This window comes from Rhizobium sp. JAB6 (assembly GCF_003024605.1).
In the GTDB taxonomy this organism is placed as follows: domain Bacteria; phylum Pseudomonadota; class Alphaproteobacteria; order Rhizobiales; family Rhizobiaceae; genus Rhizobium.
In genome coordinates this window covers 572,677-586,770 of sequence record NZ_PYJQ01000009.1, presented here as the reverse complement: position 1 = coordinate 586,770, position 14,094 = coordinate 572,677, and the positions used below count along the sequence as shown (strand labels likewise).

General features: G+C 58.9%; 16 protein-coding genes. 8 read left to right on the top strand and 8 right to left on the bottom strand.

Annotation, left to right across the window (positions count from 1 at the left end):
* Window positions 1-126 precede the first annotated feature (126 nt).
* Window positions 127-603, bottom strand: coding sequence for a tRNA (cytidine(34)-2'-O)-methyltransferase (locus C7U61_RS12815; RefSeq protein ID WP_106998435.1), 477 nt, complete (start codon window positions 601-603; stop codon window positions 127-129).
* 394 nt (window positions 604-997) lie between these two features.
* Between C7U61_RS12815 and C7U61_RS12810 the strand changes: the two genes are divergently transcribed.
* The gene (locus C7U61_RS12810; protein ID WP_106998434.1) at window positions 998-2,851 is read left to right on the top strand and encodes an ABC transporter ATP-binding protein; all 1,854 of its coding nucleotides are present in this window, start codon (window positions 998-1,000) and stop codon (window positions 2,849-2,851) included.
* A 107-nt stretch (window positions 2,852-2,958) separates the two neighbouring features.
* Here the strand turns inward: C7U61_RS12810 and C7U61_RS12805 are convergent, their stop codons facing one another.
* On the bottom strand, window positions 2,959-3,570 hold the full coding sequence (locus C7U61_RS12805) for a LysE family translocator (RefSeq protein WP_106999089.1): 612 nt from the start codon (window positions 3,568-3,570) through the stop codon (window positions 2,959-2,961).
* Between the two features lie 238 nt (window positions 3,571-3,808).
* Between C7U61_RS12805 and C7U61_RS19380 the strand changes: the two genes are divergently transcribed.
* The 5 genes from C7U61_RS19380 (at window position 3,809) to C7U61_RS12785 (ending at window position 7,826) form a co-directional block, all read left to right on the top strand.
* Window positions 3,809-4,171, top strand: a complete 363-nt coding sequence (locus C7U61_RS19380) for a hypothetical protein (RefSeq protein ID WP_146143952.1) — start codon at window positions 3,809-3,811, stop codon at window positions 4,169-4,171.
* A 234-nt stretch (window positions 4,172-4,405) separates the two neighbouring features.
* Window positions 4,406-4,984 (top strand): ubiquinol-cytochrome c reductase iron-sulfur subunit, encoded by a 579-nt coding sequence (petA, locus tag C7U61_RS12800; RefSeq protein WP_106998433.1) that lies wholly within the window; start codon window positions 4,406-4,408, stop codon window positions 4,982-4,984.
* 14 nt (window positions 4,985-4,998) lie between these two features.
* Complete coding sequence (locus C7U61_RS12795; protein WP_106998432.1) at window positions 4,999-6,279, top strand: cytochrome b N-terminal domain-containing protein; 1,281 nt, start codon at window positions 4,999-5,001, stop codon at window positions 6,277-6,279.
* Between the two features lie 21 nt (window positions 6,280-6,300).
* Window positions 6,301-7,167, top strand: a complete 867-nt coding sequence (locus tag C7U61_RS12790; RefSeq protein WP_106998431.1) for a cytochrome c1 — start codon at window positions 6,301-6,303, stop codon at window positions 7,165-7,167.
* 116 nt (window positions 7,168-7,283) lie between these two features.
* Window positions 7,284-7,826 carry an adenine phosphoribosyltransferase gene (locus C7U61_RS12785; RefSeq protein ID WP_075851091.1) on the top strand — a complete coding sequence of 181 codons (543 nt, stop codon included), beginning with the start codon at window positions 7,284-7,286 and terminating at the stop codon, window positions 7,824-7,826.
* Between the two features lie 148 nt (window positions 7,827-7,974).
* On the opposite strand, the gene C7U61_RS12780 is transcribed toward C7U61_RS12785, so the two are convergent.
* Window positions 7,975-8,442 carry a MaoC family dehydratase gene (locus C7U61_RS12780; RefSeq protein ID WP_106998430.1) on the bottom strand — a complete coding sequence of 156 codons (468 nt, stop codon included), beginning with the start codon at window positions 8,440-8,442 and terminating at the stop codon, window positions 7,975-7,977.
* On the bottom strand, window positions 8,439-8,903 hold the full coding sequence (locus C7U61_RS12775) for a MaoC family dehydratase (RefSeq protein WP_106999088.1): 465 nt from the start codon (window positions 8,901-8,903) through the stop codon (window positions 8,439-8,441). Before C7U61_RS12775 ends, C7U61_RS12780 begins: the two co-directional genes overlap by 4 nt.
* 181 nt (window positions 8,904-9,084) lie before the next feature.
* Between C7U61_RS12775 and C7U61_RS12770 the strand changes: the two genes are divergently transcribed.
* Complete coding sequence (locus C7U61_RS12770; protein ID WP_106998429.1) at window positions 9,085-10,209, top strand: hypothetical protein; 1,125 nt, start codon at window positions 9,085-9,087, stop codon at window positions 10,207-10,209.
* Window positions 10,210-10,331: 122 nt separating this feature from the next.
* Here C7U61_RS12770 and ychF read toward each other — a convergent pair whose 3' ends face one another.
* Window positions 10,332-11,435 (bottom strand): redox-regulated ATPase YchF, encoded by a 1,104-nt coding sequence (gene ychF / locus C7U61_RS12765; protein WP_106998428.1) that lies wholly within the window; start codon window positions 11,433-11,435, stop codon window positions 10,332-10,334.
* Between the two features lie 230 nt (window positions 11,436-11,665).
* On the opposite strand from ychF, the gene clpS reads away from it, so the two are divergent.
* Window positions 11,666-11,977, top strand: a complete 312-nt coding sequence (gene clpS / locus C7U61_RS12760; protein ID WP_106999087.1) for an ATP-dependent Clp protease adapter ClpS — start codon at window positions 11,666-11,668, stop codon at window positions 11,975-11,977.
* A 118-nt stretch (window positions 11,978-12,095) separates the two neighbouring features.
* Here the strand turns inward: clpS and C7U61_RS12755 are convergent, their stop codons facing one another.
* From C7U61_RS12755 to C7U61_RS12745, 3 genes are all read right to left on the bottom strand, one after another.
* Window positions 12,096-12,569, bottom strand: a complete 474-nt coding sequence (locus C7U61_RS12755; RefSeq protein WP_106998427.1) for a GNAT family N-acetyltransferase — start codon at window positions 12,567-12,569, stop codon at window positions 12,096-12,098.
* Window positions 12,570-13,286 carry an aminoacyl-tRNA hydrolase gene (pth, locus tag C7U61_RS12750; RefSeq protein WP_106999086.1) on the bottom strand — a complete coding sequence of 239 codons (717 nt, stop codon included), beginning with the start codon at window positions 13,284-13,286 and terminating at the stop codon, window positions 12,570-12,572.
* A 73-nt stretch (window positions 13,287-13,359) separates the two neighbouring features.
* Window positions 13,360-14,091, bottom strand: a complete 732-nt coding sequence (locus tag C7U61_RS12745; protein WP_106999085.1) for a transporter substrate-binding domain-containing protein — start codon at window positions 14,089-14,091, stop codon at window positions 13,360-13,362.
* Between the last annotated feature and the right edge of the window lie 3 nt (window positions 14,092-14,094).

Here is a 14,094-nt window from a genome sequence, read left to right as displayed (position 1 = left end):
ACGCCTCTTCGGTGCGACATTCCTGCCCGGTGCAGAGAACGGCTGCAACCATAATTCCTTAAACCGGAATCGATCTAACGGTAAAATTGCGCGGCAGCTTTAAAATGCTGCAGCGATCCTTGCGCGTCATATCTGACGCGCGGCGCCGTAGTATGTCTGTCGCAGCGCCTCACCTGAAATCATGGCCGCCGACATCGCGACATTGATGGAGCGTTGACCCTCGACCATGGGGATCAGGATGCGGGCATCGGCCTTTTCGTGTACGTGCTCCGGCACGCCGGCACTCTCGCGGCCGAAAAGGAGAACATCGCCGTCACGGAAGGCAAAGTCCGTGTAGCGTTGCGCCGCCTTCGTCGAGGCAAGCACGAGCCGCCGTCCGCTTTCCTGCCTCCACGCCTCGAAGCGTTCCCAGTTGACGTGCCTGGTCAGGGTGACGGCGGCGAGATAATCCATGCCGACACGCTTGAGATTGCGGTCGGATATGTCGAAGCCGGCAGGCTCGATAATGTCGACACCGAGACCGAGGCAAGCGGCAAGGCGCAGGATCGTGCCGGTATTGCCGGGAATGTCGGGTTGGTAAAGGGCGATGCGCAGTTTTGTCATGTGCTGCAACTAGCGAAATCGCCTCGACTTGTCTCCGGTTTTTCGCAGGCCCCTCGATTTCCGTGATGTCTCCCATCAGCAGAATTGAAGAATTCAGCCTATTTTTGCGGCATATTTCGCTTTTCAAACGACAAAAGTCGCGCTAAAAGTCAGGCGCTCTACAACTTGCGAAAGAAGGAGGCTCAGATGGATATCTTGTTTATGATGCTGCGCCTCGGTGCCGTGAACCCACGGATCTGATGAGCGCTATAAGGCGCGTATTCGCAAGTACCCCCCTTCTTTAAGTCATCGCGCGGCCGGCATGGCCTCGTTGTTTTATCACCCGGTCACCATATGAGTCCGCGATCCTTGGGCGCAGTGGGTGGTTGAAGGGTCGAGTCTCTGGAGCATTTCAATGTTTAGCTGGTTCGAACGCCGACTAAATCCATTTCCGAGCGAGGTGCCGGATACGCCGCCGCGCGGCCTCTTCGCCTTCTGCTGGCATTATTCCAAACCGGCCCTGCCGTGGCTGATCGCCATGAGCATTCTCACCATGTCGATCGCGATCGGCGAGGTGGCGCTGTTCCAATTCCTGGGCGATATCGTCGATTGGCTGACGCATGCGGATAAGGCGACCTTCCTGCAGACGGAATGGCCCAAGCTGTTCTGGATGGGGGCGATGGTGCTGATCGGCTTGCCGCTCGCGGCGATCCTAGACAGCTTCATCATGCACCAGGTGCTGCTCGGCAACTATCCGATGATCGCGCGCTGGCAGATGCACCGCTTCCTGCTGCGCCACAGCATGACCTTCTTCGCCAATGAGTTTGCGGGCCGAGTCGCCACCAAGGTGATGCAGACCTCGCTTGCCGTACGCGAAACGGTCATGAAGATCCTCGACGTCTTCGTCTACGTCTTCACCTATTTCCTGTCGATGATCCTCGTCATCGCGGCGGCTGACTGGCGGCTGATGATCCCTATACTGGTCTGGCTTGGCGTCTATGTCGCCATCGTCGCCTATTTCGTGCCCGTGCTGCGCAAGATCGCGGCACAGCAGGCCGATGCGCGCTCGATGATGACGGGCCGCGTGGTCGACAGCTATACCAACATCGCCACGGTGAAGCTTTTTTCGCATGCGGGCCGCGAAGAGAAGTATGCGAGGGCCGGCATGGAGGAATTCCTCGATACCGTGCACAAGCAGATGCGCAAGGTGACGCTGTTTCACGCCTCGGTCTATTTCAACAACTGCGCCGCGCTGTTCATCGTCTCGGCTCTGTCGATCTGGTTCTGGCTCAGCGGCTCGATCTCCGTCGGCTCGATTGCCATCGCCATCGGCCTTGCGATGCGCGTCAACGGCATGTCGCAATGGGTGATGTGGGAGGTCTCAGCACTCTTCGAAAACATCGGCACCGTCTATGACGGCATGGAGATGATGACGAAGCCGCACGATATCGTCGACAAGCCGGCGGCACCGCCGATCGTTGCCAAGCAGGGCGCGATCCGCTTCGACCACATCCGCTTCCATTACGGCAAGGCGAAGGGTGTCATGGAGGATCTGACCCTCGATATCCGCGCGGGCGAAAAGGTCGGCCTTGTCGGCCGCTCCGGTGCCGGCAAGACGACGCTGATGAACCTGCTGCTGCGCTTCTACGATCTGGAGGGTGGCCGCATCACCATCGACGGCCATGATATTGCGGGTGTGACGCAGGACAGCCTTCGCTCGATGATCGGCGTAGTGACGCAGGATACGTCCCTGCTGCATCGCTCCATCCGCGACAACATCGCCTACGGCCGTCCGGACGCGACCGATGAGGAGATCGTCCAGGCGGCCAAGCGCGCTAATGCCTGGGACTTCATCGAAGGTCTGGTCGATATGCATGGCCGCAAGGGGCTCGATGCGCAGGTCGGCGAGCGGGGCGTGAAGCTCTCCGGCGGCCAGCGGCAGCGTATCGCGATCGCCCGCGTTTTCCTGAAGGACGCGCCGATCCTGGTGCTCGACGAGGCGACCTCGGCGCTCGATTCCGAAGTGGAGGCGGCGATCCAGGAAAACCTCTTCGCGCTGATGCACGGCAAGACAGTGATCGCGATCGCTCACCGCCTGTCGACGCTGACCGAGATGGATCGCCTCGTCGTTCTCGACAAGGGCCGGATCATCGAAACGGGCACACATCAGGAACTGGTCAAGAATGGCGGCATTTACGCCGAACTCTGGAGCCGCCAGTCCGGCGGTTTCCTCGCCGACCACGAAGAGGTCGAGACGGCAGCACAATGATGAGATGAACAACTGGGGCGCCAAGGTGCCCCAGTTGTTGTTTTCCTGAGTGACTATTTTTCAGAAATCCCAAACGTAACAAGAAGTCTGGAAGACGGCGATGTGGGCTAACGGCTTGCCAGGGCAAGTTGCGCCGCAAGCAATCCGAACGCGGTCGCAAAGCTTCGCCGCATCCACGATTGTACCGTTGGATTCGAGACGATATGGCGGCGTAGATAGGCTGCGAAAACGCCATAGGCTGCGAAAATGATGAAGGTGAGCGCCATGAATATCAGGCTCAGCTTCAGCATCAGTATGATCGGGTTCGTCTGATCCGGCGTCACGAATTGGGGCAGGAAGGCAAAGAAGAAGATCGACAGTTTCGGGTTGAGCAAATTGATCAGGATTGCCGAGACAATTACTTGCCGCGTGCTCCTGCCGGTCGGAGCGCCGTCAATGCGCAAGATGCCCTTTTCCAAAAACATCGACCAGGCCATGTAGAGCAGATAGGCGACGCCAAGCCATTTGAGCGCTTGAAACGCCACGGCGCTGGCGTGCAGGAGTGCGGCAAGGCCGCTTATCGCGGCAAGCAGATGCGGGATTATGCCAAGCGTGCAGCCGAATGCAGCGACCGCGCTTGCCCTCGCGCCGCCCGATAGTCCGGCAGCAAGCGTGTAGATTGCGCCGGTGCCGGGAGACGCCACGATGATGAGGGTCGTTATCAGAAACTTGATGCTCATACGACGGCCCCCCCCGGAAGAATGGAGTATCGGCAGTGAGGCTTGAGCCGAGGTGCTTGTTTCCGCCACGGTTCCGCGCGAGATGTGCAGGAGGACTTCAGGCGAAACTTTCTCGACGGCGGCCGCCGCCGCACGATTTCGCGCGATAAAATATTCAACCGGCGGGTTTGTCGCGGGCAAGGTGCGGATCGACTGCGGCTGACGATCGATCCCATCGGCTTGAGGGAAAATAGCGGGCATGACTCTCACTCGATTATGGCTTCCCCGCAATATCGAGGCATCGCGTTTTCCGGTCTTGAATGAAATTGCAGTTCAACCGGCATTTCGCTCGACGCTCAATGCATCGGCTCACGAACGTTGCCAAACTCGACCGTTCGATCCAGGTCCGTTTTGTGGTTCTTACAGAGTCGCGCGTGATATGGCGTCCGCTGATAAATCGCGTATGAAATACAATCTCCTTCTGGCGGGAAAGGAGAGGCTGAGATTGGAATCTCGAGGGATTTTCGTCGCACTTGTCGCAGCGCTGCATTGCGCCGACTGCTTATTTTGTGCCGCAACAGAAAAATTAGATGCAGAATTTCCTAATATTTCAGATGCTTAACTTCTCTCCGCGCGGAAAGGGAGATTGCGCTCCAGGCTTGCGGCGCATTAACGCAGTTTTGCCGCGACATTGTGCCCTGACCCCTTGCCAAGACTGGACATAATTTGCGATCAAGCTTAGAACGCAGCGGGTTACGGAGGAATCTATGGCGGAATTATGGTCGCATTGATTCGCCGTTGAGTGAGAGGGGTACCGCGGTGTTTGCCGTGGTTTGCGGGAAGAGGATGTGCAGCTTTGAGCGAGCATAGTACGACAGTTGAGTCCACCGGCGAGCCGACTCGCCGCGATTTCCTTTATTTGACGACAGGCATGGCCGGTGCGGTGGGTGCAGTTGCCGTCGCATGGCCGTTTATCGACCAGATGCGGCCCGACGCATCGACACTCGCTCTTGCATCCATCGAAGTCGATGTGTCGAGCCTTGAGCCCGGCATGTCGTTGACGGTGAAGTGGCGCGGTAAGCCCGTTTTCATCCGTAACCGCACCCAGAAAGAAATCGACGATGCCAAGGGCACGCAGCTTTCGGATCTTAAGGATCCGATCGCGCGCAACGCCAATCTTCCGTCCGATGCGCAGGCAACCGACGTTGCCCGTTCGGCTGGGGAGGGCAAGGAAAACTGGCTCGTCATGATCGGCGTCTGCACCCATCTCGGCTGCATTCCGCTCGGTCAGGCGGGGGAATATGGCGGGTGGTTCTGTCCCTGCCATGGCTCGGTCTACGACACCGCCGGCCGCATACGCCATGGGCCTGCGCCGATGAATCTTGCGATTCCGCAATATACGTTCACGTCGGAAAAGAAGATCAAGGTCGGTTGAGGGGGAGCTGAAACATGAGTGGTCATTCGTCTTACGAGCCATCGACAGGGCTCGAAAAATGGGTCGACGCGCGGCTTCCGCTGCCGCGCATGGTCTATGATAGTTTCATTGCCTATCCCGTCCCGCGCAACCTGAATTATGCCTACACCTTCGGCGCCATGCTGACGGTCATGCTGATTTTGCAGATCCTGACCGGTGTCGTGCTGGCCATGCACTATGCAGCCAACACGGCGATCGCCTTCAATTCGGTCGAAAAGATCGTCCGCGACGTCAATCATGGATGGCTGCTGCGCTACATGCATGCCAACGGCGCATCCTTCTTCTTCGTTGCGGTCTATCTCCACATCGCCCGCGGCCTTTATTACGGCTCCTACAAGGCGCCGCGCGAAATCCTCTGGATCCTCGGCGTGATCATCTACCTCCTGATGATGGCGACCGCCTTCATGGGTTACGTTCTGCCCTGGGGTCAGATGTCCTTCTGGGGTGCAACGGTCATCACCGGCTTCTTCTCGGCCTTCCCATGGGTCGGCGACTGGATCCAGACCTTCCTGCTCGGCGGCTTCGCCGTCGATGATCCGACGCTCAACCGCTTCTTCTCGCTACATTATCTGCTGCCGTTCATGATCGCCGGCGTCGTCATCCTGCACATCTGGGCGCTGCATGTGACCGGCCAGACGAACCCGACCGGCGTAGAGGTCAAGCTGAAGACCGACACCGTCGCCTTCACGCCCTATGCGACGCTGAAGGATGCGCTTGGCGTTTCCATCTTCCTGCTGGTCTTCGCCTATTTCGTCTTCTATCTGCCGAACTTCCTCGGTCACGCCGACAACTATATCCCGGCCAACCCGCTGAAGACACCGGCCCATATCGTTCCGGAATGGTACTTCCTGCCGTTCTACGCGATGCTGCGCTCGATCACCTTCAACATCGGCCCGATCGACTCCAAGCTTGGCGGCGTTCTGACCATGTTCGGTGCGATCATCGTGCTGTTCTTCCTGCCCTGGCTCGACACCTCGAAGGTTCGTTCGGCCGTCTATCGTCCATGGTACAAGCTGTTCTTCTGGCTGTTCATCGCCGACGCCATCCTGCTCGGCTGGCTTGGCTCTCAGCCGGCGGAGGGCATCTATACCACGGCCGCACAGTTCGCGACGCTGTTCTACTTCCTGTTCTTCCTCGTCATCATGCCGATCCTCGGGATCGTCGAGACACCGAAACGCATTCCGAATTCAATTACGGAGGCGGTTCTTGAGAAGCAGGGCGGCAATAAAAAAGACGCCGTCGCGATGAGCGCCTGAGCGGTTGGAAGGAAGAGAACGATGAAAAAGATTGTTGCCGGCCTTCTTTCGCTTGCCCTGATCGGCGGCTTGGCCACCGTTTCCGCCATTGCTGCGGAAACGAAACCTGCCGCGGAAGCCGAGACGCCGCATTATCCGCTGAAGGAGCCGCGCGAGCAGCATTGGACCTTCTCCGGACCGTTCGGCTATTACGACAAGGCGCAGCTGCAGCGTGGTCTCAAGGTCTATACGGAAGTCTGTTCCGCTTGCCATTCGATGAAGCTGGTGGCTTACCGCACGCTGGAAGACCTCGGCTATACGGAAGCCCAGGTGAAGGCCTTTGCCGCCAATTACGAAGTGCAGGACGGTCCGAACCCTCAGGGTGAGATGTTCACCCGTAAGGCGCTTCCGTCCGACCATTTCAACTCGCCGTTCCTGAACGACGAAGCGGCTGCGGCCTCCAACAACGGCGCCGTGCCGCCCGACATGTCGCTGCTTGCCAAGGCACGCGAAATCGAGCGCGGTTTTCCGCAGTTCATCTTCGATATCTTCACGCAGTATCAGGAAGGCGGGCCGGATTATATCTACTCGCTGCTGACCGGATACGAAGAGCCGCCGGCCGGTTTCAAGGTGCCGCAGAACTCGCACTACAATCCGTATTTCGATGCGGCGGCGACCTTTGCGATGCCGAAGCCGCTTTCGGACGGGCAGGTGACCTATGACGACGGTTCGCCGCAGACGGTGGACCAATATGCGCGCGACGTGGCGGCGTTCCTGATGTGGACCTCCGAACCGCATCTGGAAGATCGCAAGCACCTCGGCTTTATGGTCATGGTGTTCCTGCTCATCTTCTCCACGCTAATCTATCTCACCAAGCGCTCCGTCTATGCCAAGGCTGGCGCTCACTGAGCATTGCGATGTTTGAGTGAAAAGGCGGCCCGTCGAGGCCGCCTTTTTTGTTGGTATAGCGCCTGCGTCTTGATAGGGTGCGGCCGGCCCTATCATAGCCTGAGAGTACGTATTTCATGAACACTATCGCTTCGGAGCTCGCCGCCAGCATCCGTTCCATTCCGGACTATCCCAAGCCCGGTATCATCTTCCGCGACATCACGACGATGCTTGGCGATGCCAGAGCATTTCGCCGCGCCGTGGATGCGCTCGTCCATCCCTACGCCGGTTCCAAGATCGACAAGGTCGCCGGCATGGAAGCGCGCGGCTTTATCCTTGGCGGCGCAGTGGCGCACCAGCTGTCGTCCGGCTTCGTGCCGATCCGCAAGAAGGGCAAGCTGCCGCACGATATCGTCCGCATCGCCTACAGTCTGGAATATGGCGTGGACGAGATGGAGATGCATCGCGATGCGGTCAATCCGGGCGAAAAGGTCATCCTGGTCGACGATCTAATCGCGACCGGCGGTACTGCCGTCGGCGCCACCAAGCTCCTGCGCCAAATTGGTGCGGAAGTGGTTGCCGCCTGCTTCGTCATCGATCTGCCTGACCTTGGCGGCCGCAGGAAGCTTGAGGAGCTTGACGTGCCGGTGCATACGCTGGTGGAATTCGCCGGGCACTAAGCGGTTCGGCTTTTCACGGAATCTCCGAACCGCTCTATCTTTTTGTTTTGACGCAACTCCGGACGGAAAACCGCCACGCACTTTTCCTGGAATTGCTCTAAGCGGTTTGGAAGATCGGCGGAGCCGTCATGAGCGGCCCCGCAGATTGCTATTCAAAGGCAAGCACGCTGCTTTCGAAGCGCAGGGCCGGGGTGCCATGCTGGTTCACCCCATCACAGGCAAGCGTGTAGAGCATCCAGCCAGGGCGCGAGGTCAATGGGCGGCTGCCGAGGATGGCGACGCCATAGCGGATCGTGTCGCCGGCGAAGACCGGCCGCAGCCATTGCAGGTTCTTGAAGCCGGGTGAGGGGCCGAGATTGGGGGGCGTCTTGCCTTCGGCAATCAAGCGGGCCTGTTCGGACGTCCAGAAATCGACGAAGTTGCGCATCCACATGGAGCAGCTATGCCAGCCGGAAGCGCACAGGCCACCGAACAGGGAGTGCTTGGCCGCTTCGGCATCCATATGGAAGATCTGTGGATCGAAGCGCGAGGCGAAGTGGACGATGCCTTCGGGCGTGAAGGTGTGGCTGCCGATCTCGACGCGTTCGCCTAGGGGATAGAGGTCGCTCATCTTCATGCCGGAACCTCCACGGCGCTGCGCATGCGGATCATTGTCGCGTTCTCCCCGAGGCAGACGAGTTCGCCGCGCTGGTTTTCGATCTCATGGCGGAACTTGACGATGCCGATGCCGGGACGGGAGCGCATCGGGCGTGCCTCGACCACGATGGATCGGCCAGACAACGTATCTCTGGCGAGAACCGGCTTCTTCCACTCCATGAAATCGATGCCTGGCGCACCCTGCGCGTCGGTAGCGAGGAGATAGGAATCGCACATCATGCGCATGAACACTGCCGAGGTGTGCCAGCCGGAAGCGGCGAGGCCGCCGAGAATGCTGGCCCGGCCCGCTTCCTCGTCCAGATGCATCGGCTGCGGGTCGAATTCCCTGGCGAATGCGATGATCTCCGCCGCCGTCATGTGTTTGGGACCGAGCGGAAATTCCCGCCCCGGCTGGAAGTCCTCGTAGACGAGTTTCGTCATGCCCTCTGTCATCCTCCACGTCTTGCCTATCGCCAATCGCATAGCCCGCTGTAGTGGCGCAAGCATTTTCACGATCATAGGGGCACCGCTCAGGATGATTGTCCATCGGTGTCGGCAGCCCTTGATTGTGCGATGATGATATGGTGAGGCTTGATCATGGTACCGTGAAACGAGAGCAAGAATGAGCGAACTCAAGATGGCATTGGACGAAGCGGCCGGCGAGGGGATTATCTCGTCGAGCCAGGCCGAGAGATTGCTGCCCTATCTCACGGGGAAGAACATCGGCGCTCTGTCGGTAGATCGGGGGCTCTCGGCGCCGCGCTCGCTTGGTGATTCCAACCCGGTTGAAGATACGGAAGCGCCGCGTTTCGTGCGCGGTTTTCACGACGTGCTCATCACGATTGGCGTCGTCGTGCTGCTGGTCGGGCTCTGGGGCGTGGCGAACCGCTACGTGTCCTTGCTGGCAATTGTCATCCTGGCGGAAATCTTGGTGCGGCGTCAACGACTGGCGCTTCCGGCCGTTGACCTGACTGTCGCGCTCATCGCCTGGGTTTTCCATACCGTGGTCACCTATGTCGCCTCTACGCCGGCACTGAGCAACAATTTCACCATCGGTGCGATCGTCATAGCGGCGCCATTTCCGCTATCGCTGGCATTGTTTTACTGGCGCTATCGCGTGCCGCTCTCGCTGGCACTATTCTTGTTTTCGTTGTTCGGCCTGTTTCTCGCAACGGTCTTCTATGTCGCCGGCACGGTGACGGGATCTACGAATGTGCCGGCAGACTATCCGATTCAGACGTTCATGATCCTGCTCGTAACCGCGCTCGGCAGCTTCGCCTTGGCGATGCGCTTCGATCTCAGCGATCCGCAGAGGGTTACGCGCCGTTCCGACGTGGCGTTCTGGCTGCATCTCGCAACCGCGCCGGCGCTGCTTTATTCGACCATCCTTCTGGCCTTGCGCCTGGAGCTTGCCAGCGGCGGCACCGTTTTTAACAATCTTATCGATGTACCATTCGGCAGCTATCAGCAGGCCGTAACGGTGCTGGTTGTCGTTCTGGTCATGATGCTGATCGGGCTTGTCATCGATCGCCGCGCTTTCGTGACCGCCGGACTCGTCTCGCTGGGCCTTGCGACCGCGGCCCTCCTCACGCACAGCAATGCCGGCTTCGACAAAATCGCTTTTCTGGTGCTGATGATTGTCGGGCTGGTCGTGCTTGTGATCGGTATCGGCTGGGCCGATCTGCGCCGCCTCATCGTGCGGCGTTTGCCCGCCGGAATGCAGGCGAGATTGCCGGCGCTGAGATAGAGCTTTTCCGCTTTTCTTCGAACCGCGAAAACGCTCCATCCTTTTGTTTTAACACAATTCCGGACGGAAAACCGCTTGGCACTTTTCCTGGAATTGCTTAGGCGTCGGCAGCGGAAAAGCAATCAGGTGTTGAAGCGGAAGTGGATGACGTCGCCGTCCTGGACGACATATTCCTTGCCTTCGTCGCGGGCCTTGCCGGCCTCTTTCGCGCCGGTTTCGCCGTTATAGGCAATGTAATCGTCATAGGCGATCGTGTTGGCGCGGATGAAGCCGCGTTCGAAATCCGAATGGATGACGCCGGCTGCCTGCGGCGCCTTCGTGCCCTGTTCGATCGTCCAGGCGCGCGTCTCCTTCGGTCCCACCGTGAAATAGGTGATGAGATGGAGGAGCTTATAGCCGGCGCGGATCAGGCGGTCGAGGCCGGCTTCGTCGAGGCCAAGCGCGGAGAGGAATTCCTTCGCCTCTTCGTCGGGCAGCTGCGCCACTTCCGCTTCGATGGCGGCGGAGATGATGACGACTTCGGAATTCTGCTCCTTGGCCATGGCGGCAACGGCTGCCGTATGTTCGTTGCCGGTCGCGGCGTCAGCCTCGGCGACGTTGCAGACGTAAAGGACCGGGTGCGAGGTCAAAAGGTTCAGGCCCTTGAGGATGCGGGTCTCTTCCGCATCGAGCTTCGAGAGCAGCGTGCGAACCGGCTTGCCTTCCTGCAGCAGCTTCAGCGAGGCTTCCATGATCGGCAGCATCGCCATGGATTCCTTGTCCTTGCCGGTGGCGCGCTTGCGCGTCTGCTCGGTGCGGCGTTCGAGGCTCTCGAGATCGGCGAGCATCAGCTCGGTCTCGATCGTCTCAGCATCGGCGACCGGATTGATGCGGCCCTCGACATGGGTGATGTCGCTATCTTCAAAGCAGCGCAGCACATGCACGATGGCGTCGACCTCGCGGATGTTGGCGAGGAACTGGTTGCCGAGACCTTCGCCCTTGGACGCGCCGCGTACGAGGCCGGCAATATCAACGAAAGAGATACGGGTCGGGATCAGTTCCTTCGACTTTGCGATGTCGGCGAGCTTGCGCATGCGCGGATCGGGCACCGCGACTTCGCCCGTGTTCGGCTCGATCGTGCAGAACGGGTAGTTCGCCGCCTGCGCTGCCGCCGTCTTGGTCAGCGCGTTGAACAGAGTGGACTTGCCGACATTCGGCAGCCCGACGATACCGCATTTGAAACCCATGGCACCTTGTCCATATCTTGAAAATCTTTGCAGTGCCTATGGGGGAAGGGCCGTTGCGGGTCAAGTCTTGTGCGGGCAGGGAGCTGTTTTTCTGCCGATAGAGGAGGGGTGGCGGGGATATTGGCACGTTGTTCCTCTCACATGACCATCCTTGAAGGATGTGGTGCGCTGCACTATAATCCCAAGCTATCAGCCAAAAACTCTTTCCCCTGTCGTCAACGGTGATGCCGATGAGTGACAATGATGTTGTCCTGAAGCCAAAGCCCAAAACCAAGCCGAAGGTCGAAAGGCCGAAGCTCTACAAGATCATTCTCGTGAACGACGATTATACGCCGCGGGAATTCGTGATCATGGTGCTGAAGGCCGTCTTCCACATGAGCGAGGAAACCGGTTACCGCGTCATGATGACCGCGCATAAGCTCGGAACTTGCGTTGTCATGATCTGCGCACGGGATATCGCCGAGACGAAGGCGCAAGAGGCGGTCGATCTTGCTAAAAGCGCTGGGTTCCCGCTGATGTTCACGACCGAACCGGAGGAATAGGAACGGCCGTTCTCACTAACGCGCGTCGCGATCTTCAGATTGGCTTCCCACGCTTTAGGTCCTTGATTTTCCGCACGTCGTTGTCGCAAAAGCGCTGCACACTCTTGCGCGATATGCTCTAAGCGGGCCGGCGCACCTGAAAGCCGGTCTTATCCTGCTTGAAGCCGCAATTGGCGTAGAAGCGTAGCGTTGCCGGATTCTTCGAGCCGGTCAGCAGCATGACCTTGTAGCAGTGCCTTTCCCACGCGTTTGCTATTGCCGCGCGGATGACCGTGCCGGCGAGGCCGCGCTGACGGTAATCGGCGTGGGTTACCACGTTCTCGATCAAAGCATAGGGTGCGCCGCCGCGCGTGAGATTGGGAATGACGACCAGCGTGACGGAAGAGACCGCCATGTCGCCGTCAAAGGCGGCGAGGATCGTCATGCCGGGATGGGCAAGGATTTCTGCAAGGCGGCTCTGCGCCAGCTGCAGCTCCAATACCGGATCTTCGACGTTCAGATGCCGATAAAGTGCAAGAAGTGTCGGCAAGTCCGCCATTGTGATGGAACGGATAGGAAGATTTGCGGCGTCTGTGATTGCTGGCTGCGGCATTCAACTATCCTTCTTGCCGAACATCCTCTTCAGCATTTCCGCCATAGGCCCGGTTTCCGGAACCTTCGGCTTGATCTGATTGCGTGCCTGATGGATGTGGGACTTTGCTGGCGCCTTCTTTTCCGGCTTGGTTGCGTCGCCTTCCGCCTTGCCGCCGAGAGCAAGCGCGATCTTGTTCATCAGCTGCGAATCTTCGCCGCGCACCAGCATGTCGGCGTTGTCGGCGAGGGCATCGAACAAGGGGTCAAGCCAATCCCTGTCCACTTTGGCGAAGTCGCCGAGAACGTGATTATGGACTAGTTCCTTGGCGCCGGGATGACCGATACCGAGCCGCAGGCGGCGATAGTCCTTGCCGCAATGGGTGTCGATCGACTTGATGCCATTATGGCCGCCATGGCCACCGCCGGTCTTCAGCCGCGCCTTGCCAGCCGGCAGATCGAGCTCATCGTAGATGACGACGAGATCTGACGGCTGGAGCTTATAGAAGCGCATGGCTTCGCCGACGGCTTCGCCCGAGAGGTTCATGAAGGTCTGCGGCTTGATGAGCAGCACCTTCTGGCCCCCGAGTTCGCCTTCGGCAATCTCCGCCTTGAATTTCTTCGACCAGGGCGAAAAGCTGTGGCGGCGGTAGATCGCGTCCACGGCCATGAAGCCGATATTGTGGCGGTTGCCCTGATATTTGGCGCCCGGATTGCCGAGGCCCGCGATGAGAAGCATGCGCTTCACCCCTTGGAAAATACCGATGCCCTTCACCACAGCGATTTGACGGCAAAGTCAAGGCGGCATGCGGTCAGTCGCCGAGGTGCAGGCCGTACTTCAGGAAAATCTGCCGTTGGGTGCCGTTTGCGATCAGCATGTCGAGCGCGGCCTGCATTCTGCCTTGAAGATCGGCGGGGAAATCCTTCTGGCATGCAATGGCCATGGGCTGCTGAGAAAGGATCATCACTTTCTCGACGGCATTGCCTTCCTTGCGCAGCTTGTCGAAATAGAATTCCGAAATCGGCATCAGGTCGATCCGATCGCTCATCAACTTCTTCAGCGTGGCCTTGAAATCGCTGCCGATGTCGATGCGCGAGAAATCGTTCCGGCGCAGGATCGCTTCCGTATAATCTTCGCGCCAGGTGCCGACGATGTATTTCTTCGCTTCGGCGATGGTCGTTGCTGCAACGTTTGAGCCGCTATGCTTGATGAGAACGCTACGATCGATCAGCAGCGGCTGTATCCATTTGAAGAGCTTGTCGCGTTCCTCATTGTGCGCGGTGACGAATACGCAGGTCATGGGTTCCACCAAGGCCTGATTGTAGGCCCTCACCCAGGGCATGACGTCGATCGTATAATCGACCCCGATATCGGCCATGAGCTTCTGTATCTGCTCGGTGGCTGCGCCGACCGGTGTCTTGCCTTCGCGATAGTTGAACGGCGGATATTCCTCGGTAGTGAAATGAACCGTTTGGGCGTGGGCCGGGAAGAGGCACGAAAACGAAAGCAGGCTGGTGGCGATCGTGAAAAGCAGCCCTCGCATCCA